General features: G+C 61.6%; 20 protein-coding genes. 8 read left to right on the forward strand and 12 right to left on the reverse strand.

What is annotated here, in order from left to right:
- Nucleotides 1–71: 71 nt before the first annotated feature.
- From ACQY1J_RS20350 to ACQY1J_RS20375, 6 genes are read right to left on the reverse strand one after another with little or no spacing between them, the layout of a single operon-like run.
- Nucleotides 72–1,004, reverse strand: a complete 933-nt coding sequence (locus ACQY1J_RS20350; RefSeq protein ID WP_113165751.1) for a glutaminase — start codon at nucleotides 1,002–1,004, stop codon at nucleotides 72–74.
- Nucleotides 1,005–1,007: 3 nt separating this feature from the next.
- Nucleotides 1,008–1,691 carry an ABC transporter ATP-binding protein gene (locus ACQY1J_RS20355; protein ID WP_113165750.1) on the reverse strand — a complete coding sequence of 228 codons (684 nt, stop codon included), beginning with the start codon at nucleotides 1,689–1,691 and terminating at the stop codon, nucleotides 1,008–1,010.
- Nucleotides 1,691–2,440, reverse strand: a complete 750-nt coding sequence (locus ACQY1J_RS20360) for an ABC transporter ATP-binding protein (protein WP_092664033.1) — start codon at nucleotides 2,438–2,440, stop codon at nucleotides 1,691–1,693. The genes ACQY1J_RS20355 and ACQY1J_RS20360 overlap by 1 nt, the downstream gene beginning before the upstream one ends.
- Nucleotides 2,433–3,431 (reverse strand): branched-chain amino acid ABC transporter permease, encoded by a 999-nt coding sequence (locus tag ACQY1J_RS20365; protein WP_430250700.1) that lies wholly within the window; start codon nucleotides 3,429–3,431, stop codon nucleotides 2,433–2,435. Before ACQY1J_RS20365 ends, ACQY1J_RS20360 begins: the two co-directional genes overlap by 8 nt.
- Nucleotides 3,424–4,347, reverse strand: coding sequence for a branched-chain amino acid ABC transporter permease (locus tag ACQY1J_RS20370; protein ID WP_430250701.1), 924 nt, complete (start codon nucleotides 4,345–4,347; stop codon nucleotides 3,424–3,426). The genes ACQY1J_RS20365 and ACQY1J_RS20370 overlap by 8 nt, the downstream gene beginning before the upstream one ends.
- A gap of 9 nt (nucleotides 4,348–4,356) precedes the next feature.
- Nucleotides 4,357–5,493, reverse strand: coding sequence for an ABC transporter substrate-binding protein (locus ACQY1J_RS20375; RefSeq protein ID WP_430250702.1), 1,137 nt, complete (start codon nucleotides 5,491–5,493; stop codon nucleotides 4,357–4,359).
- A gap of 222 nt (nucleotides 5,494–5,715) precedes the next feature.
- On the opposite strand from ACQY1J_RS20375, the gene ACQY1J_RS20380 reads away from it, so the two are divergent.
- Nucleotides 5,716–6,540, forward strand: coding sequence for an alpha/beta hydrolase (locus ACQY1J_RS20380; RefSeq protein ID WP_430250703.1), 825 nt, complete (start codon nucleotides 5,716–5,718; stop codon nucleotides 6,538–6,540).
- A gap of 10 nt (nucleotides 6,541–6,550) precedes the next feature.
- Here the strand turns inward: ACQY1J_RS20380 and ACQY1J_RS20385 are convergent, their stop codons facing one another.
- From ACQY1J_RS20385 to ACQY1J_RS20400, 4 genes are read right to left on the reverse strand one after another with little or no spacing between them, the layout of a single operon-like run.
- Entirely contained in the window at nucleotides 6,551–7,072 is a 522-nt protein-coding gene (locus ACQY1J_RS20385; RefSeq protein WP_062454239.1) for a winged helix DNA-binding protein, read from the reverse strand.
- A 55-nt stretch (nucleotides 7,073–7,127) separates the two neighbouring features.
- Nucleotides 7,128–8,111, reverse strand: coding sequence for a TRAP transporter substrate-binding protein (locus ACQY1J_RS20390; RefSeq protein WP_062454240.1), 984 nt, complete (start codon nucleotides 8,109–8,111; stop codon nucleotides 7,128–7,130).
- A gap of 20 nt (nucleotides 8,112–8,131) precedes the next feature.
- A complete protein-coding gene (locus ACQY1J_RS20395; RefSeq protein ID WP_430250704.1) occupies nucleotides 8,132–9,445 on the reverse strand; it encodes a TRAP transporter large permease in 1,314 nt (437 codons plus the stop codon).
- A 3-nt stretch (nucleotides 9,446–9,448) separates the two neighbouring features.
- Entirely contained in the window at nucleotides 9,449–10,033 is a 585-nt protein-coding gene (locus ACQY1J_RS20400) for a TRAP transporter small permease (RefSeq protein ID WP_325263652.1), read from the reverse strand.
- A gap of 197 nt (nucleotides 10,034–10,230) precedes the next feature.
- Here ACQY1J_RS20400 and ACQY1J_RS20405 point away from each other — a divergent pair, with 197 nt between their 5' ends.
- The 3 genes from ACQY1J_RS20405 (at nucleotide 10,231) to ACQY1J_RS20415 (ending at nucleotide 15,941) form a co-directional block, all read left to right on the forward strand.
- Complete coding sequence (locus tag ACQY1J_RS20405) at nucleotides 10,231–13,857, forward strand: hydantoinase B/oxoprolinase family protein (protein ID WP_430250705.1); 3,627 nt, start codon at nucleotides 10,231–10,233, stop codon at nucleotides 13,855–13,857.
- A gap of 19 nt (nucleotides 13,858–13,876) precedes the next feature.
- Complete coding sequence (locus ACQY1J_RS20410; protein ID WP_430250706.1) at nucleotides 13,877–15,085, forward strand: TIGR03862 family flavoprotein; 1,209 nt, start codon at nucleotides 13,877–13,879, stop codon at nucleotides 15,083–15,085.
- A 67-nt stretch (nucleotides 15,086–15,152) separates the two neighbouring features.
- Nucleotides 15,153–15,941 (forward strand): YdcF family protein, encoded by a 789-nt coding sequence (locus tag ACQY1J_RS20415; protein WP_430250707.1) that lies wholly within the window; start codon nucleotides 15,153–15,155, stop codon nucleotides 15,939–15,941.
- A gap of 18 nt (nucleotides 15,942–15,959) precedes the next feature.
- Here ACQY1J_RS20415 and ACQY1J_RS20420 read toward each other — a convergent pair whose 3' ends face one another.
- Nucleotides 15,960–16,424 (reverse strand): hypothetical protein, encoded by a 465-nt coding sequence (locus ACQY1J_RS20420; protein WP_092664052.1) that lies wholly within the window; start codon nucleotides 16,422–16,424, stop codon nucleotides 15,960–15,962.
- 121 nt (nucleotides 16,425–16,545) lie between these two features.
- On the opposite strand from ACQY1J_RS20420, the gene ACQY1J_RS20425 reads away from it, so the two are divergent.
- Nucleotides 16,546–17,199: a trimeric intracellular cation channel family protein gene (locus tag ACQY1J_RS20425; protein WP_192078009.1), complete on the forward strand. Its 654-nt coding sequence runs from the start codon at nucleotides 16,546–16,548 to the stop codon at nucleotides 17,197–17,199.
- Here ACQY1J_RS20425 and irrA read toward each other — a convergent pair.
- Nucleotides 17,196–17,612 (reverse strand): iron response transcriptional regulator IrrA, encoded by a 417-nt coding sequence (gene irrA, locus ACQY1J_RS20430; protein ID WP_192078008.1) that lies wholly within the window; start codon nucleotides 17,610–17,612, stop codon nucleotides 17,196–17,198. The two genes, ACQY1J_RS20425 and irrA, sit on opposite strands and share 4 nt — an antisense overlap.
- A 306-nt stretch (nucleotides 17,613–17,918) precedes the next feature.
- Here irrA and fabA point away from each other — a divergent pair, with 306 nt between their 5' ends.
- From fabA to fabI, 3 genes are read left to right on the forward strand one after another with little or no spacing between them, the layout of a single operon-like run.
- Entirely contained in the window at nucleotides 17,919–18,434 is a 516-nt protein-coding gene (gene fabA, locus ACQY1J_RS20435) for a 3-hydroxyacyl-[acyl-carrier-protein] dehydratase FabA (protein WP_062454248.1), read from the forward strand.
- Nucleotides 18,435–18,480: 46 nt separating this feature from the next.
- On the forward strand, nucleotides 18,481–19,704 hold the full coding sequence (gene fabB, locus ACQY1J_RS20440) for a beta-ketoacyl-ACP synthase I (RefSeq protein ID WP_062454249.1): 1,224 nt from the start codon (nucleotides 18,481–18,483) through the stop codon (nucleotides 19,702–19,704).
- Nucleotides 19,705–19,708: 4 nt separating this feature from the next.
- A complete protein-coding gene (fabI, locus tag ACQY1J_RS20445) occupies nucleotides 19,709–20,515 on the forward strand; it encodes an enoyl-ACP reductase FabI (protein ID WP_430250708.1) in 807 nt (268 codons plus the stop codon).
- Nucleotides 20,516–20,533: the final 18 nt, after the last annotated feature.

Here is a 20,533-nt window from a genome sequence, read left to right on the forward strand (position 1 = left end):
CCTTCCCCCAACGAAACAAGCCCGGTCTTCCGAAAGGAGGCCGGGCTTTCTGTTTTGAAGGGAGTGTTGTGTCAGTGCCCGAACACGGACCAGCCGGTTTCATCCGCCAGCATTTCGAGCGCCAGCGAACCGACCAGCGAATTGCCGTTCTGATTGAGACCTGGAGACCAGACGGCCATCGATGCGCGTCCCGGCGCCACGGCCATGATGCCGCCGCCGACACCACTCTTGCCAGGAAGTCCGACCCGATAAGCGAACTCGCCGGAGCCGTCATAGTGGCCGCAGGTCAGCATGAGGGCGTTGATGCGCCGTGCCCGCTGGCTTGAGACCACGGTGTGCCCGGTCATCGGGTTGCGGCCATTGGCGGCGAGGAATAGACCGGCCCGCGCCAGCTGGGTGCAGGTCATGGAGATGGCGCAGTGGTGGAAATAGACGCCGAGCACATGCTCGACCGGATGCGAGAGCTTGTTGAAAGAGCGCATGAAATTGGCAAGCGCAATATTTCGGTAGCCGGTCGCTTCCTCGGATTTCGCAACCGACGGGTCGATCGCGATCGTTTCGTCATCCGCGAGATAGCGGACGAAGCGCAGGATCTCCCCGATCGCCTCGCGCGGCGTATGGCCAGCAAGAACGAGATCGCTGACGGCAATCGCGCCGGCATTGATGAAGGGGTTGCGGGGCTTTCCGGCCTCCTGTTCGAGCTGGACGATGGAGTTGAAGGGAGAGCCCGACGGCTCCCGACCGACCCGGTTCCAGGTGGTTTCGCCATGCTTGCCGAGTGCGAGCGTCAGCGTGAAAACCTTCGACACGCTCTGGATCGAGAAGGGTTCGGCACAATCACCAGCGCTATGGACCTTGCCGTCGACGGTGACGACCGCCATGCCAAACTTGCGTGGATCGACATGGGCAAGCTGGGGAATGTAGTCGGCCACTTTTCCCTCGCCCAGCCGGCTCTGCAGCTTGGCGTGGATCCGATCGACGATGGCCTGCAGATCGTCCGTCATTGCTCACACTCCGAGATATCGATCCTGCAACCCTGGTGTCAGATCGGCTGGGGCGCCGGTCCAGACGCTTCTGCCGTTTTCGAGGATGACGCACCGGTCGGCAACCGGCAAGAGCTCGGACAGCGTCTTGTCGACCAGGAGAATGGACAGGCCCTTCGTCTTCAACTGGCGCAGCGCCTTCCAGATATCCTGGCGGATGACAGGGGCAAGCCCTTCCGTCGCCTCGTCGAGGATCAGCAGGCGCGGATTGGTCATCAGCGCGCGTCCGATCGCCAGCATCTGCTGCTCGCCACCTGAAAGCGATCTCGCCATCTGCGCATGCCGTTCCTCCAGACGGGGAAACAGGGCATTGATCTCTGAGACGGTCCATTCACCGGGTCTTGCGGCGGCGACCAGGTTTTCATGAACGGTCAGGTTCGGGAAACAGCGGCGGCCCTCGGGGACGAGCCCCACACCCAGCCGCGCCACCTTGTAGGGGGCCAGCTTGCCGGTGTCCTTGCCATCGAAGAGGATGCGGCCGGTTTTAGGGGCCAAGAGATTGCAAATCGACTTGATGGTCGTCGACTTGCCCATGCCGTTGCGGCCCATCAGGGCCACGACCTCGCCTTCCGCCACCGAAAATTCGACGCCGAATAGCGCCTGGCTGCTGCCGTAGTAGGTGGCGATATCCTGGACATCGAGCAGCATCAGGCATGATCTCCGAGATACGCGGTGCGCACCGCCGGATCGCGCCTTATATCCTCCACCGTGCCGGTTGCGATGATGCGGCCATAGACCAGAACCGATATCCGGTCGGCCAGCGCGAAGACGGCATCCATGTCGTGTTCCACGAGCAGGATCGGCGCTTCCTGGCGCAGCGTATCGAGAAAACCGGTGAGCCTTTTCGAACCCTCCGGCCCCATTCCCGCCATCGGCTCGTCGAGAAGCAGAGCCTTCGATTGCAGGGCCAGCGCCATGGCGATCTCAAGCTGGCGTCGCTCGCCGTGGGAAAGCTCGGCCGCCGGCAGCCGTGCTCGGTCGGAGAGGCCGACGCGCTCGAGGATCGCCATTGCAGGATCGATCAGCGATCTGTCGCGCATCACAGGTCGGAAAAAGCCGAAACTCGATCCTTGCTTCGCCTGGACCGCCAGCATGACGTTACGCAGCGCCGAAAACTCGGGCGCGAGCGACGATACCTGAAACGTGCGACCAAGCCCCCGTCGGGCGCGAGCGGCAGCACTCAGTGCGCCGATGTCTTCACCCGCGAGGCGGATCGTGCCGCTATCCTGCTTGAGCGTGCCGCAGATCTGGTGAATCAGGGTCGATTTTCCGGCACCGTTCGGGCCGATCAGTGCGTGGATTTCGCCGGGCTTCAGGTCGAGCGTGATGCCGTCGGTGGCACGAAGTGCTCCGAAACTCTTAACGAGATTGTCTGTCTGGAGAACCGGCTCAACCATGTTTCGTCTTTCCGGCAAGCAGGCCCAGCAATCCGCCGCGGGCAAAGAGCACCACGCCGAGAAGGATGAGACCGAGGAAGAACTGCCAGCGTTCGGTGAGGCCGCCCAGCGCGAACTCGAACGCCACATAAAGCGCTGCCCCTGCCAGCGGCCCGAACAGCCGCCCGGTGCCGCCGAGAATGATCAGCACGATGAGTTCGCCCGACATGTGCCAGGCGAGCATGGACGGGCTGACGAAGCGGTTGAGATCTGCGTAGAGAGCGCCGGCAAGGGCCGTGATCATGGCCGAGATGACGAAGCCCGCGAGCCGGATGCGGTAGGGGTCGATCCCGAGGGCGGCGACGCGGATCTCGTTCTGGCGGGTGGCAGCCAGCGCCGCACCGAACCGCGACGCGCGGATCAGCGCGAAAAGGCCGATGCCGGCCAGCAGAACGGCATATGCGACAAAGAAGAAATTGAGCGGCCGCATCGTGTTAGTGCCCGGAAACTGGTTGCGCACCGCAATCGATAGCCCGTCCTCGCCACCGTAAGCCGGCCAGGATATCGCGAAATAATAGACCATCTGCGCGAAGGCGAGCGTGATCATGATGAAATAGACGCCTGACGTTCGCAGGCTGAGTGCCCCGATGGCGAGCGCCACCAGACTGGCTGCGACGACCGCGACAAGCCAGATGATCGGCATCTGCGCCGTGCCCGGGAGATCGAACAGCAGCGGTTCGCCTGATAGCGCGTGGCTTGCAAGAATGCCGGCGGCATAGCCTCCGATGCCGAAAAAGGCTGCGTCGCCGAACGACACCATACCGCCGAGGCCGAGCGCGAGATTGAGGCCGAGGGCTGCCAGCGCCAGAATGGCGATCCGGGTCGCGAGGGTCACGTAGAACGGCTGGCCGAGGGCATTCGCGGCCACGGGCACGGCGAGCAGCAGGAGGGCCAGCGTGAGATTGACTGCGTTTTCGCGGGTCAGCACCATCGTTGAACGGCTTTCATGCATGGGCTGGCGGAAACAGGCCGCGAGGTTTTACCGACAGGATGACCGCCATGACCACATAGATCAGCATCGATGCCGCAGCGCCGCCGATCATGCCCGCCTGGGACGGGTCCATGAACAGAGCCAACAATTGCGGCAGAAGAAGCCGGCCGAGCGTATCGGTGATGCCGACGAGCAACGCGCCAACGAGCGCACCCTTGATCGAACCGATGCCGCCGATGACAATCACCACGAAGGCGAGGATGAGCACCGGTTCGCCCATGCCGACCTGGACCGATTGCAGCGGGCCGACGATTGCGCCAGCAAGTCCCGCCAGAGCGGAGCCCAGTGCAAAGACCAGCGTATAGAGCGTGCGGATATCGACGCCGAGCGCGCCGATCATCTCTCGGTCGCTTTCGCCGGCCCTTATGCGCATGCCGAGCCGGGTCTTGCCGATCAGCAGATAAAGGCCGAGTGCCACCAAGGCACCGACGGCGATGATCGCCAGGCGGTAGACGGGATAGGTTGCATCGCCCGGCAGAGCGACCGCGCCCTGCAGCAACGGCGGAATATCGAGATAAAGCGGGAAGGAGCCGAACAGCCAGCGGGTGCCTTCGGAAAAGATCAGGATCAGCGCGAATGTCGCCAGAACCTGATCGAGATGGTCGCGATCATACAGCCTGCGGATGACCAGGAGTTCGACGATTGCACCGGCTGCCGCCGCACAGGCGAGGCTGGCGACGAGGCCGAGCCAGAACGACCCGCTCCAGGCGGCAACGGCCGCGCAGGCGAAGGCGCCTACCATGTAGAGCGAGCCATGGGCGAGATTGATCAGGCCCATGACGCCGAAGATCAGCGTCAGCCCGGCAGACATGAGAAACAACATGACGCCGAGCTGGATACCGTTCAGCAGCTGCTCGAGAGCAAGCGAGATGGTCACATGCTTCCCTTAGATCTTGCAGTCTTTGGCGTAGGCGTCGCCATGATCGGCAAAGATCTTCTCGACCGTCTTGTTGGTCAGAACGCCGTCCTTCTTCACCACTTCCGTCAGGTAGATATCCTGGATCGGATGCTGGTTGGTGTTGAACTTGAACTTGCCACGCGGCGACTTGATATCGGCTTTCAGAAGTTCGGCGCGGAAAGCCTCGGCATCCTTGACGTCGGCCTTGGCAGCGGCCGACGCGATCAGCTGACCGGCATCATAGGCCTGAAGCGCATAGATCGACGGCAGGCGATTGTATTCGGCCTTGAAGTCGGCGACGAATTTGCGGCTGACGTCGGTATCGAAATCCGGAGCCCACTGTCCCGATGCCTTGGCGCCGAGCGCCGCATCGCCGATGGCCGGCAGGACGTCCTGGCTGAAGGAGAAGCCCGGGCCCATGACCGGGGTCTTCACACCCGACTGGGCAAACTGCTTCATGAAGGAAATGCCCATGCCGCCCGGCAGGAAGACGAAGATGCCGTCTGCACCCGATGCCCGCATCTGGGCAATTTCGGCGGCGTAATCGGTCTGGCCGACCTTGGTATAGACCTCGCCCGCCAGCTCGCCCTTGTAATAGCGCTTGAAGCCGGTGAGCGAATCCTTGCCCGCCGGATAGTTCGGCGCCAGGATGAACATCTTCTTGTAGGACTTGTTGGCATATTCGCCGACAGCTTCATGAAGATTGTCGTTCTGATAGGCGGCGTTGAAATACAGTTTGTTGCAGCCGGCACCGGCCAGCGCCGCAGGTGCTGCGTTGGTCGAGACGTAGAACTTGTCCTGCGCAACCGCACCGGGAACGACGGCCATCAACAGGTTCGACCAGACGATGCCGGTGAGCAGGTCGACATTGTCGCTCTGGATCATCTTGTCGGCGATCTGGACGGCAAGTTCCGGCTTCTGCGCATCATCCTCGGTGACGACGGTGATATCCTTGTTGCCGGACTGCTTGATGGCCAGCATGAAGCCGTCGCGCGTATCGACGCCGAGGCCTGCACCGCCGCCGGATAGCGTGGTGATCATGCCGATCTTCAGCGGCTCGGCGATGGCCAGACCGGATGCGCCGAGGCTGAGTGCCATCGTGGCGGCTGCCAGGATTTTCTTCATCGTCATTCTCCCCTTTTTTTATCCCCTGCTCCGCCAATCCGTCGAGGGCGGTGAAACCGTTACCTTCCACATTCGCCGGCAAACTTCCACCGCGTGCAAGCGCAAAAAGCATCACAAAGCAAACTATGCCGACGAGGAGAAGTCTTGGAACAGCAAGGCAGGCTTTCCAGCGACATCGGGGGCGGGTTATGACGCTTGTCGGATCGAACAGGGGACAATCACATGCGACACGGGATCATCGACTGGGACGACGCCTATGCCAATGGCCCGAACATTCCAAAGGGTGAACAATGGCCCGCCGCATGGGTGGAGCCGGCAAGACTGTACCGCGAAACGCTCGCGGCCGACGGCCGTGCGAAGCTCGGAATTGCCTATGGCGACAAGCCGCGCAACCGGTTCGATCTTTTCCTTCCCGCCGGAAAGCCGGAAGGCCTTGTCGTCTATGTCCATGGCGGCTTCTGGATCGCGCTCGACAACAGCTACTGGTCGCATTTTGCCCATGGCGCGCTGGAAAGCGGATATGCGGTGGCACTCCCCGCCTATACGCTTGCGCCGGAAAACCGGATCGCTGAAATCACCCGCGAGATCGGCCAGGCCATCACGGCCGCAGCAGATCTGGTGGACGGGCCGATACGGCTTGCCGGGCATTCGGTGGGCGGGCATCTGGTGACGCGGATGATCACCACCACGTCGCCACTCGCAGAGACCGTCCGAGACCGCATCGTCAACACGGTGTCGATCTCAGGCGTGCATGACCTTCGCCCGATCATGAAGACGAAGATGAACGAGAAGCAGCGGATCGATCCTGACGAGGCGCAGCGCGAAAGCCCGGCCTTGCTGGAACCCCTGCCGAACACGCGCCTCACCTGCTGGGTGGGTGGCAACGAGCGCTCGGAATTCCTTCGACAGAACGCACTGCTCGCCAATATCTGGAAGGGTCTGGGGACCGAGACCGAAGCCGTCGAGGAGCCGGACAGAAACCATTTCACGGTTCTGGACGGGCTATCCGATCCGAACCACCCGCTGACGAGAGCGCTTTTGGGCTAGCGTTTTGTCGCTAGAGAGACGCGGCGCCGCGGGCGGCCTGATCGTAGTGGCCGGACAGGGCGCGAAGGCGGGCGGCGACATCCGACAAGGAGTCTGCGGACACTTCGGTTGCCAGCACTGATTTGACGAGCAGGCTTTCCCGCATGGCCTTGTAGCGGGCGCAGGCGGCAGCACCCGCTTCCGTCACCATGACCAGCTTTTCCTTGCCGCGTCTGCCGGACTTGATCAGCTTCAGCCGTTCCAGTTTTTTCAGCGCGTAGGTCACGACGTGGGTGTCTTCGATATTGAGGACGAGCGCGATATCGGCCAGCGTCTTCGGCTTGTTGCGGCTGTTGACGTTGTGCAGGACGAGGATGTCCACGGTTGAAAGATCGGGGACTCCGGATGCCGCCATGCAGCGCACCATCCAGCGGCTGAACGCATGATTGAGCATGGTGAGGCCGAACTCGATTTCGGACAGAGCCGGCAGCGCGCCGCTTGCCAGGTGCTCCGAAGAAACGATCGGGCCAACAGTGTCTATCGGTTCGGACATGAGCTTCTCCGGAATGAGAGGGCGCCGCGGCACGATTGCCACGGCGCTTCCGAAATCACATCTTCTTGTAGGCGTCCAGAATGGCGGCGCCATCTGCGCCGGCTTTCTTCGACCAATCCTCGGTCAGCTTGGCGCCGATTTCGGAAAGACCGGTCTTCAGTTCGGCGCTTGGTTCCAGAACCTGCATGCCGTTCTTCTTCAGCGTTTCCATGTAGGACGCCGTCTTTTCGGCGGCCATCGACCAGCCGCGGGTTTCTGCAGCCGCAGCCGCATCCGTCACGGCTTTCTGCGTGGCGGCGTCGAGGGCTGCGAACGCAGCCTTGTTGACGAAGATGACGTTCTTCGGGATCCAGGCCTGGGTGTCATAGTAGTGGGTCAGTGATTCCCAGATCTTGCTGTCGACGCCCGTGGCGCTGGATGTCATCAAGCCATCGACGACACTGGTTGCCAGAGCCTGCGGCAGTTCGGCGGCCTGGACGGTGACCGGCTGGGCGCCGACCAGTTCCGCAATACGCGATGTGCCGACATTATACGCGCGCCACTTCAGACCCTTCAGGTCGGCAACGGTGTTGACGTCCTTCTTGGTGAAGAGGCCCTGTGGCGGCCATGGCGTGGTGTAGAGGAGCTTCAGGCCCTGCTTGTCGAGCGCCTGTTCGATAGCGGGCTTCGACGCTGTGTAAAGCTTCTTGGACTGTTCGAAGCTGGTGGCGAGGAACGGCACGACGTCGATCCCGAAGACAGGGTTTTCGTTTTCGTGCAGCGACAGCAGCACTTCGCCCGCTTGGGCCTGGCCTGTCTGGACCGCGCGCTTGATATCGGGGGCCTTGAAGAGCGAGGCATTGGGATGAACGGTGATCTTCAGCTCACCTTTGGTGGCCGCATCGATGTCCTTGGCGAACTGGTTGAGGTTCTCGACATGGTAGTTGGTCGGCGGATAGGCAGATGGCAGGACCCAGTTGGCTGCGAAAGACGATGCTGTGGACGCGAGAAGCGCGGCTGCGGCAATGCCGAGGCGGGCGAGTTTTCCAGTGACCTTCATTTTCAGTTCCCTCTTTGTGATTAACCCGGGAATGCCATTTTCGGCAGAACCATCACGATTTCCGGGAAAACCGTAATGATGGCGACGGTCGCCACAAGCAGGAAAAAGAATGGCAGCGAGGCTTTTGCCACCGTGAGGCTATCGCGCCCGCTCATCGTCTGCAGGACGAAGAGATTGAAGCCCACTGGCGGAGAGACCTCCGCCATCTCGACGATCAGCACCAGGAAGATGCCGAACCAGACAAGGTCGAAGCCGGCCTGCTCGATCATCGGCAGAACGACAACCGTGGTGAGGACGATCATCGAAAGACCATCGAGTGCCGCGCCGAGCAGAATATACATGATCGTCAACACAGCGATCAAAGCGTAGGGGCTGAGGTTGAAGCTATCGACCCAGGCGGCAAGCGCATTCGGAATGCCGGTATATCCCATGGCGATCGACATGAAGCCGGCGCCCGTCAGGATCAGCATGATCATGCAGGTGAGACGTGTCGCACCCATGACGCTGTCCCAGAAGGACTTCCAGCTGAGCGTTTTCGACCACGCCGCAATCGCGAGCGAGCCGGCCACACCCCAGGCCGCACATTCCGTCGCCGTGGCCCAGCCGAGCAACAGCGTTGCGAAGACGAGGATGATCAGGAGGCTGACCGGAATGAGGTTCGCCGATTCCTTCAGTTTCTCCTTGAAACTCATTTTCGGCGGCGCAGGCGGCTGCTTGTCGGGGTTGAGCAGCGACCAGACGACGATATAGCCGCAATAGAGAACCATCACGATCAGGCTCGGCAGGAAGCCGGCGAGGAAGATCTGGATGATCGAGACGTTGGCGGCGACCGCATAGACGACCATGGTGATCGATGGCGGGATGAGAATGCCGAGCGTGCCGGCACCGGCCAGCGAGCCGAGGCTGACCATTTCGTCATAGCCCCGCTTCTTCAACTCCGGCAGGGCGATCTTGGCGATCATCGCCGTGGTCGCGGCAGATGACCCGGAGATCGAGCCGAACAGGCCGCATCCGAGAACGTTGACATGCATGAGCCTGCCCGGCAGCCAGCCAAGCCAGGGTGCCAAACCCCGGAACATCTCTTCGGACAGCTTTGTCCTGAACAGGATTTCGCCCATCCAGACAAACAGCGGCAGCGCCGCCAGCGACCAGGACGCGCCGTTGCTCCAGGCGTTGGTGGCCAGCACCGCGCCAAACGGGATGCCCGGCACGAAAAGCATGGCAATCAGGCCGCAGATCAGCAGCGAGAAGCCGATCCAGACTCCGGCGGCCAGAAGCGCCAGCAGCGCGACGAGGACGACGCCGGCGATTTCAACGAGTTCAATCGTTCCCATGCGTCAGGCCCCGCTCTGCATTGCGCGTTCAATCACTTCTTCGGCGGTTTCGGCAGGCGGCTTTTCGTAGCGCGGCGACCCACCGAAAAGCACGTGCAGAAGCTCGTCCGTCATGGCGACAGCCAGGATGATCAGGCCGCCGGAAAAACCCATCTGCGGGATCCAAAGCGGCATGGCGATCACCCCCTGGGCGAGATCGTTGAACCGCCACGAGGTGACGTTCATGTCGAAAGCGTACCAGGCGAAATAGAGGGCAGCGGCGGACCCAACCAGCAGGGCAAAAATCTCGACCATCTGGCGGGTACGGCCGGTGAACCTTTCTACCAGCAAGCCGACGCGGATCATTTCGCCGGAGCGGAATGTATGGGCGAGACCGAGGAAGGCAGACGCCGCCATTGCCCAGGATGCGAAATCGTCGCCGGCCGGAACGTCTATCCCAAGCGGGCGACCTGCGGAAAGCGCGAGCATGATGAGGAAGATCGCAATCAGGAAAAGCCCGGCCAGCCAGCCGGACACGAGGTACAAACCGTCCAACCCTTTACGGAGCCATTCGGGGAAGATGCTGTGGCGTGGATCAACGGTGGACACAGTTTGCCCTCCGCACAAGAATGCGTAGATCGCTCATATGGCTTCCCCTCGGTTGCCTCTGCGGCGCGGCTCTTCTGGCCACTTTGCCTGTTATAAAGGCATGATGCCGTACTGGGCATTTTCCTGTCAATCGATCATTGACGTTTTATCGACGAAATGTTCTCGTGGCCTCAAATCGATCGTTACGGGGGCATTGCATGGCGCAGGACAAGTGGGATTTCTGGATCGACCGCGGCGGTACATTTACCGATATCGTTGGGCGCAAACCGGATGGGACACTTGTGGCCCACAAGGTCCTTTCGGAAAATCCCGAAGCTTATCGCGATGCCGCGGTGCAGGGCATTCGCGAGTTGCTGCAGGTCGAAGCCGGGCAGCCGATACCCGCCGAACTGGTCGGCGCCGTAAAGATGGGAACGACCGTCGCTACCAACGCGCTGCTGGAGCGCAAGGGCGAGCGGACGCTGCTCGTGACCACACGCGGCTTCAAAGATGCGCTGGCGATCGGTTATCAGGCCCGAACCGACATCTTTGCCAAGAAGATCGTGAAGCCCGAACTGCTCTACACGGCGGTCGTGGAAGTCGACGAACGCGTGCGTGCCGACGGAGAAGTCGAGGCGGAGCCGGACGAGGCGACGGTGCGCGCGGACCTTCAGGCGCAGTTCGATGCGGGCTACCGTGCGATCGCTATCGTCTTTATGCATGCCTATCGTTATCCGGCTCATGAACAGCTCGTTGCAACGATCGGCCGTGAGATCGGCTTTGCTCAGGTCTCGGTCAGCCATGAGGTTTCGCCACTGATCAAGCTGGTCGGCCGCGGCGACACGACCGTCGTTGACGCCTATCTCTCACCGATCCTGCGCCGTTACGTCGATCAGGTGGCGAGCGAGCTTGGCACGGATGCGGAGACTGCCGGTTCTGAGGGACCCCAGCTGATGTTCATGCAGTCTTCCGGTGGCCTTACCGCGGCAAGACTGTTCCAGGGCAAGGATGCGATCCTGTCCGGGCCGGCCGGCGGCGTCGTCGGCGCGGTCGAGACCTCGCGACTTGCCGGGTTCGACAGAATGGTCGGGTTCGACATGGGCGGCACATCCACCGATGTCTCGCACTATGACGGAGAGCTCGAACGCTCGTTCGAGACCGAAGTCGCAGGCGTGCGGATGCGCGCTCCTATGATGTCGATCCACACGGTTGCGGCCGGCGGGGGCTCTATCCTGCATTTCGAAAACGGTCGTTTCCGCGTCGGCCCGGATTCCGCCGGCGCCAATCCCGGCCCGAAAGCCTATCGGCGTGGCGGCCCGCTCACCGTCACCGATGCGAACGTGATGCTCGGCAAGCTTTCACCGGAACTCTTCCCTAGGATTTTCGGGCCAAAGCGCGACGAGCCGCTGGATGCGGTCGCCGTGCGAAAAGCCTTCGAGGAGATGGCGACGGTGGTCGGCGATGGCCGCACGCCGGAACAGGTGGCGGATGGTTTTCTTGCCATCGCGGTCGAGAACATGGCCAATGCCGTCAAGAAGATCAGCGTCCAGCGCGGTTACGACGTCACGCATTATGCGCTCACCTGCTTTGGTGGCGCCGGGGGTCAGCATGCCTGCCTGACGGCCGACGCGCTCGGCATCTCGACGGTCCTGATCCATCCATTTTCCGGCATCCTGTCTGCCTACGGAATGGGTCTCGCCGATATCCGCGCCACCCGCCAGCGGACGGTCTCGCGGCCGCTTACCGAAGCACTGGCGTCGCTTGCCCCTGTTCGCGACGAACTATCAGCCAGCGTGTTGGCGGAAATGGGTTCGCAGGGCGTGGCGCAAGCGCAGACCGAGGTACTGCACCGCGCCCATCTTCGCTATCAGGGCACGGATACGACCCTCTCGGTTGCCGTGACAGATACAGCGGAGATGACGGCAGCGTTCGAGACTGTCCACCGGAAGCAGTTCGGCTTTATCTTCGAGAACCGCGAGATCATCTTCGAGGCCTACGAGGTGGAGGCGATCGGTGGCGGTGCCGACGCATCGGAGCCTGAGTTTGCGATTGACGAAGCGGCTCCAACGGCTGCGGAGCACACGCGGTTCTATTCCACCGGCGCATGGCGCGAGGCACCTGTCTATCGCCGCGCCGACATCCGGCCCGGCGCACGTGCCAACGGTCCCTGCCTGATCGTCGAACCGCACCAGACGATCGTGATCGAGGATGGCTGGGCATTCGAAGTGACCCGGCTCAACCACGTGGTCCTAAAGCGCATCGTCACGTTGTCGCGTGGCAAGGCTGTCGGCACCCAGGCAGATCCGGTTCTGCTTGAGGTCTTCAACAACCTGTTCATGTCGATTGCCGAGCAGATGGGCGTGACGCTGCAGAACACAGCGTCGTCCGTCAACATCAAGGAACGACTGGATTTCTCCTGCGCCGTGTTCGACGAGAACGGCGCTCTGGTCGCCAATGCACCGCATATGCCGGTTCATCTCGGATCGATGGACCGCTCCGTCGAAAGCATCATCGCGCAGAACCGGGGCAAGATCCGTCCAGGCGACGTGTTTGCGTTGAACGCGCCTTACAATGGTGGCACGCATCTGCCCGATATCACCGTGGTGACACCGGTGTTCGATGACGCGGGCGAGAAAATCCTGTTCTACGTCGCATCTCGCGGCCACCACGCCGATGTCGGCGGGACCGCGCCCGGATCGATGACGCCGCTGGCAACGACCGTCGACGAGGAGGGCGTGCTGTTCGACAACGTGCTTCTGGTCGACCGCGGCCGGTTCGACGAGGCGGGCATCACCAACCTCCTGTCCGACCATCCCTACCCTGCCCGCAACGTTGCACAGAACGTCGCGGATCTGAGGGCGCAGATCGCGGCCAATGAAAAGGGCGTCTACGAAATGCGCCGGATGATCGCGCAGTTCGGGCTCGATGTCGTGCAGGCCTATATGGGCCACGTGCAGGACAATGCGGAAGAAAGCGTTCGCCGCGTGCTGGAAAAGCTTGGTGACGCGGAGTTTTCCTACGCGACCGACCAGGGCAGCACGATCAAGGTCAAGATCACCATCGACAGGCAAAAGCGCGAGGCGACGGTCGATTTTACCGGCACCAGCGAGCAGAAGAAGAACAACTTCAACGCACCCGAACCGGTGACGCGCGCGGCCGTTCTTTACGTGTTCCGCGTGATGGTGGAGAGCTCGATCCCGATGAATGCCGGGTGCCTGAAGCCGATCCGCATCATCGTGCCTGATGGTTCGATGCTCAAGCCGCAATATCCGGCAGCGGTCGTTGCCGGAAATGTCGAGACGTCGCAGCACGTGACGAATGCGCTGTTCGGCGCGCTGGGTGCCATCGCGGCAAGCCAGGGCACGATGAACAACCTGACCTTCGGCAACGCCACCTACCAGTATTACGAGACGCTGTGCTCCGGTTCGCCGGCCGGCCGGTTCAACGACGGCAGCGGTTTTGCGGGTACAGACGCTGTCCATGTGCACATGACCAACTCGCGTCTCACCGATCCGGAAATCCTGGAGACGCGCTATCCGGTGCTGCTCGAAGATTTCCACATCCGCGACAATTCCGGCGGACAGGGGCAGTTTGCGGCCGGCGACGGTACGAAGCGGACGATCCGGTTTCTCGAAACGATGGATTGCGCCATCCTCTCCTCGCATCGAACGCTTCACCCGCACGGCCTTGACGGCGGCGGAGAGGGAGAGCTTGGCATCACCACCGTGCGCAGGCTCGACGGCTCGATCGAGACACTTCCGGGCTGTGCCCAGACGGTGATCGAGGCGGGCGAAGCGGTGACGGTAACAACGCCGACGGCCGGGGGCTATGGCAAAACGCCGTAATCTGCCGTAACCGGAGATCATGACCAGACAGGTTGCGATCATAGGCGGCGGGCCGGCAGGACTGATGGCGGCGGAGCACCTTTCCGCCGACGGATTCTCCGTGACAGTTTACGAGGCGATGCCCACCTTCGGGCGGAAGTTTCTGCTGGCCGGAAAATCCGGGCTCAATATCACCCATGCGGAGGATTTTGGCCGGTTTTCCGGTCGTTTCAGCTCGTCTTCGTCGCGGATGCAACCGGCGCTCGACGCGTTCACGCCATCGGATGTTCGCGCCTGGGCACAGGAGCTCGGGACGGAAACATTCGTGGGGACATCGGGCCGGGTTTTTCCCGTTGCCATGAAAGCATCGCCACTGCTGCGCGCCTGGCTTGCCCGGCTGGGCAACCAGGGCGTGGTGCTGAAGACCCGCCATCGCTGGACGGGGTTCGAAGGCGGCGGTTACCGATTTGAAACTGTTGATGGCGACCTTCTCATCCGCCCGGATGCGGTCATTCTGGCGGTTGGTGGCGCAAGCTGGCCACGGCTGGGTTCGGATGCGGCCTGGGTGCCGTGGCTGAAGGCCGAGGGGATTGCGGTAACGGAGTTCCAGGCGGCCAATTGCGGCTTCGACGTTGCGTGGAGCGACGTGTTCGTCGAGCGTTTTGTCGGGGCACCGCTCAAATCCGTCTCGACGCGATCGGATGCGGGCACCTATCAGGGCGAGTTCGTGATTTCGAAACACGGGATCGAAGGCAGCCTTGTCTATGCGCATTCGGCAGTCCTGCGTGAGCTGATCAACAGGGATGGAAAGGCGGCTCTTGATGTCGACCTCGTGCCGGGCCGCAGCTTTGAGCGTCTCGTGCGCGACCTCTCGCGGCAGGATGCGAAAGCGAGCTTTTCCAACCGGCTGCGCAAGGGTGCAGGCCTCGACGGCGTCAAGGCGGCCTTGCTGCGCGAGCTGATACCGGATGTGAACCGGATGCCGCCGGAGGATCTGGCGCGGGCGATCAAGTCCCTGCCGATCCCGCTGCTTCGCCCCCGCCCGATTGCGGAAGCGATCTCGACGGCCGGTGGCATTGCCTGGGACGAGCTCGATAGCGGCTATATGCTCAAGCGGCGTCCCGGTCTGTTCGCAGCCGGCGAGATGCTCGACTGGGAGGCGCCGACCGGCGGCTATCTTCTGACCGCCTGCTTTGCCACGGGCCTTGCTGCGGCGCGCGGCGTTGAAGACTATCTCAAGACAGAGTGACCGTTGCCGCGTTCACCATCGGCCCGCGACAGGATAGACTGGCCGGGACTCAAACAGACGACGGTCCATGTTTTTTATTTCCAAGCTGATCTGGCTGCTCGCACAGCCGCTTTCCATCGCCTTCCTGCTTTCGGCCCTTGCCGCTCTCTTCGGACTTTTCGGCCTGCGGAAGCTTTCCGGCATCTCGGCACTTCTGTGCGCGCTCACCCTGTTCGTGACGCTCTATACGACGGCGGGCGCTTTGGCGCTGCAGTCCCTCGAAGCTCGCTACCCGAAGCCGGCAACCGATCCTGCCGACCTCTCCTGCATGATCATTCTTGGCGGCGCCTTCGAGAGCGAAGTGACGGCGGCGCGGGGTGGCATCGAGTTCAACCAGGCGGCTGACCGGTTTATCGAAGCGGGTCGGCTGGCGCTGGAATTTCCGCAATCGCGCATCCTGATTTCCGGCGGCGACGGGTCGTTCAGCGGCGTCTATGAAGGCGAAGCGCAAGCGTCCGAACGCTTCTTCACAGCCTTCGGCATAGCGCCGGACCGGGTAGTGAAGGAAAACACGTCGCGCACCACCTACGAGAATACGCAGAATACGGCCGACATCCTGAAACAGCAGGGTTTCAGCGATTGCGCGCTGATCACCTCGGCCTTCCACATGCCCCGTTCCGTCGCCCTGTTTCAGAAGGAGGGCATTCAGGTTCGCCCGTGGCCGACCGACTTTCGCACCAGCGGCATCGTAGCCGCCGGGCTCGATTTTACCCAGCCGGCGCTCAATGCGCAGCTGACGGCGACGGCCGCGCGGGAATGGATGGCCGTTCTCGGCTACACGCTGGCCGGCCGGATCGACAGCATCAAGGCGCCCTGATCCCTGAAGGGGCCGCGATTACTGTTTCGAGATCGTCACGAAACGACCGCCGCGGACGCGGACCCGCATGACGCAGGGCGCGGCATCGGTGCGCTCGCAGAACCGCGGATGCATCTGCAGCATGAACACCATGTTGCCGAAATACTGGACGAAATCGTAGCCGTAGATCTGGGCGGTGGCGATCATGATATAGCCGCCCTCCTTCGCCTGGACGTAGAAGTTCTGCGGGCAGCCATCTGCATTGCATTTGGGGCCGCGAACGCCGTCGCACGTCAGGTCGCTGTGATCGGTGACGACGTCCGTTATGCCATCATTGTTGATGTCGAAACGTTTGACGAAGCCCGGACCGAACTCGACTTTTCCGCAGGTTTTCTGGAAATGGCTCTTTTCCGTGACTTCCGGATCGCTGAACAGTTTCTGCTGGGCTGACGCGAAGGTCGGCAGCAGGACGAGAGCGACCAGAAGTATCAAGACCTTATTCACCGCACCTACCCATATTCTCAAATCATCTGTTCATGACATCATAGGACCTGACCGGAGATGCCGTTGCCGTCGTTAGCGTGATCATCTAGAGCAATGCACTTGCGCGACGCTGGAGAATGGAATGTCCCTGCTGATGATCCTCGATTATGCCGGCATCGCGGTGTTTGCCGCAACCGGTGCGCTTGCGGCATCAAGAAAGGAGCTCGATCTCATCGGGTTTTTGTTCTTTGCAGCCGTGACCGGGCTCGGCGGCGGCACGGTGCGTGACATCATTCTTGGCCGTACCCCGGTCTTCTGGGTTCTCGACCCGACCTATATCCTGATCTGCGTCGTAACCGGCGTTCTCGTCTACCTGACGGCACACCGGGTCGAATGGCGCTATCGCTTGCTGATCTGGCTCGATGCGGTGGGCCTTGCCGCTTACACCGTGCTGGGTGCGGCCAAGGGCCTGGCCGCGACCGGATCACCCACGATCGCGATCATCACCGGCGCGCTGACGGCGGCATTCGGCGGGATCCTGCGCGATCTTCTCGCAAACGAGCCTTCCGTGCTGCTGCGCTCGGAAATCTATATCACGGCCGCGATTGCCGGCGCGGGTGCGTTCACGGCGGCACAAGCGCTCGGTTTTCCGCAGTATGTCAGTTCAGGCTTCGGGGTATGTGTCGCCTTCGCCTTGCGGGGCGGCGCGATCCATTACGGCTGGACGCTGCCACGCTACAAGTCGCGGCCGGGGCGGCCGGCAGACGAGGCAATCAAGGGCAAGAACAAGGATTAGGCTCGCTTTTCGCGCAGCCGGATGATCACGTCGACATGGGCGATCTCCATGCCCTCGGGCGCATCCGGGAGATTGCCGATTTCCAGATTGCTGATCGGGATATCCAAAACCTCGTTGCGCCCTTCGACAAAGAAGTGATGGTGATCGGAAATATTGGTGTCGAAATAGGTGCGTGCGCTCTCCACCGCGAGAACGCGGATGAGGCCTGCCTCGGTAAACTGGTGGAGGGTATTATAGACGGTTGCGAGCGAGACCGGCACGCCGGCTTCCGTGGCTTCCGCGTGCAGTTCCTCGACCGTCAGGTGCCGATCACCCTTTGCAAACAACAGATCCGCCAACGCGACACGCTGCCTCGTCGGTCGAAGGCCGCAATGGCGCAATCTAATCTCGATGTTCGGCATGGCATCCGCCATATGTGCTTCGGCTCCAACCGTTTTGTCACACGGGATCTAATCTGATTTCCGATATAACTTTTAAGATGAATTCTTTCAATAGTGTCCCTTAGCACGTCCTTCCGCGGTCGGCAAAAACGCTAATTTTCGGTGTTTTACCACTGGTTTGCGCTCTCCGCTTCCTATATGCGGACCTGAATGCGATGCTTCCGCAGCTGCAGTCTTCCCCAGACAGCACCTGTGTTGTCATGGCAAGACTTCAATTTCGGCCCATATTGCTCTAAAGCTTGGGAAACAAAAGCTTCAAACGGGGGGAAACGGAAATTCATGTCCACCAGACAGTCCAGCTTCAGCTACGAAGAAATCCTCTCTTGCGCCCACGGTGATCTGTTTGGTCCCGGCAATGCGCAGCTGCCGTTGCCGCCCATGCTGATGGTCCACCGGATCACGGAGATCTCGGAAACCGGCGGCGCCTTCGACAAGGGTTACATCCGCGCTGAATACGACGTGCGTCCGGACGACTGGTATTTCCCCTGCCATTTCGAAGGCAACCCGATCATGCCGGGCTGCCTTGGCCTTGACGGCATGTGGCAGCTGACCGGCTTCTTCCTGGGCTGGCTGGGTGAACCCGGCCGCGGCATGGCGCTTTCGACCGGCGAAGTGAAGTTCAAGGGCATGATCCGCCCGGACACCAAGCTTCTGGAATATGGCATCGACTTCAAGCGCGTCATGAGGGGTCGCCTCGTGCTGGGCACCGCCGACGGCTGGCTGAAGGCCGATGGCGAGACCATCTATCAGGCGACGGACCTCCGCGTGGGTCTGTCCAAGGAAAAGACCGCCTGAACTGCTTGAAAAGCGCAGCTGTCGAAAACAACAAAGGTTTGATGAAATGAGACGGGTAGTTGTCACTGGGCTCGGTATCGTGTCCTCGATCGGTAACGACGCAGCCGAAGTCACCGAGTCCCTGCGGCAGGCAAAGTCCGGTATTTCTTTCTCGCCGGATTTCGCCGAGCACGGCTTCAAGTGCCAGGTCTGGGGCAAGCCCAACATCGATACGACGGAACTCGTCGATCGCCGCGCCATGCGCTTCCTCTCCCAGGGCGGAGCGTGGAACCATGTGGCGATGAAGCAGGCGCTGGCCGATTCCGGACTTGAGGAAAAGGATTACAGCGAGAACGAGCGCACCGGCATCATCATGGGTTCGGGCGGTCCTTCCACCCGCACCCTGATCGAAGCGGCCGAGACGACGATCAAGAACAACAGCCCGAAGCGGATCGGTCCGTTTGCCGTGCCGAAGGCGATGTCTTCGACAGCGTCGGCAACGCTTGCGACCTGGTTCAAGATCCACGGCGTCAACTACTCGATCTCGTCGGCCTGCTCGACGTCTGCGCACTGCATCGGCAATGCCGCGGAGATGATCCAGTGGGGCAAGCAGGACGTGATGTTTGCCGGCGGCCACGAGGATCTCGACTGGACCATGTCGAACCTGTTCGACGCGATGGGCGCCATGTCCTCCAAGTACAACGACCAGCCTGCAACGGCTTCGCGCGCTTATGACGCCGACCGCGACGGTTTCGTCATCGCCGGTGGTGCAGGCGTTCTCGTGCTTGAAGAACTGGAGCATGCCAAGGCGCGCGGCGCCAAGATCTACGCAGAACTCACCGGCTACGGCGCCACATCCGATGGCTACGACATGGTCGCACCATCTGGCGAAGGCGCCATCCGCTGCATGCGTCAGGCGCTTGCCAACGTGGAAGGTGAGGTCGACTACATCAACACCCACGGCACCTCGACACCGGTTGGCGATTCCAAGGAAATTGGCGCCATCCGCGAAGTGTTCAAGGACAAGATCCCGCACATCCAGTCGACCAAGTCTCTGACCGGCCACTCGCTCGGCGGTGCCGGAGTGCAGGAATCCATCTACGGCCTTCTGATGATGCAGGAACGCTTCATCGGAGAGAGCGCGCACATCCAGACGCTGGATCCGGAATTCGACGGCGTGCCGATTGTTCGCAAGCGGATCGACAATGCCAAGATCGACACTGTGCTCTCCAACTCCTTCGGCTTCGGCGGCACCAACGCTACGCTCGTCTTCCAGCGTCATAACGGATAATTTGATGTCCGGGATCATGCAGGGCAAGCGCGGCCTGATCATGGGCGTTGCCAACAACCACTCGATCGCCTGGGGAATTGCCAAGGCGGTCGCGGCACAGGGTGCGGAAGTTGCCTTCACCTATCAGGGTGAGGCGCTGGGCAAGCGGGTCAGACCGCTTGCCGCCGAACTCGGCTCAGATTTCGTGGTTCCCTGCGACGTCGAAGATATCGCGTCGGTCGACGCAACGTTTGACGCGCTGCGCGAACGCTGGGGCACGATCGACTTTCTCGTTCATGCCATCGGCTTCTCCGCCAAGAACGAGCTGAAGGGCCTCTACGCCGACACGACGCGCGAGAATTTCTCGCGTACGATGGTGATCTCCTGCTTTTCCTTCACGGAAATCGCCAAGCGCGCCGCAGCCCTGATGCCTGATGGCGGCTCTATGCTGACGCTGACCTATAACGGTTCACAGCGCGTCATTCCGAACTACAACGTGATGGGCGTTGCCAAGGCAGCGCTTGAGGCTTCCGTGCGGTATCTGGCCGCCGATTACGGCCCGAGCGACATCCGCGTCAACACGATCTCTGCAGGCCCCGTGCGCACGCTTGCCGGCGCCGGGATTTCCGATGCACGGGCGATCTACGCCTGGAACCAGCAGAACGCGCCGCTGCGCCGCACTGCCACAATCGAGGATATCGGCGGCTCCGCGCTCTATCTGCTGTCCGATCTCTCCCGCGGTGTGACCGGCGAAGTGCATTACGTCGATGCCGGCTACAGCATCACTTCACTGCCCAGCCTCGACAAACTGCGCAAGTCCGACGCTCAGTAGGGTTTAGCGCCTGCTATC

Origin of the sequence: Neorhizobium sp. DAR64860/K0K1, from assembly GCF_050500205.1 — a bacterium.
Lineage (GTDB): Bacteria > Pseudomonadota > Alphaproteobacteria > Rhizobiales > Rhizobiaceae > Neorhizobium > Neorhizobium soli.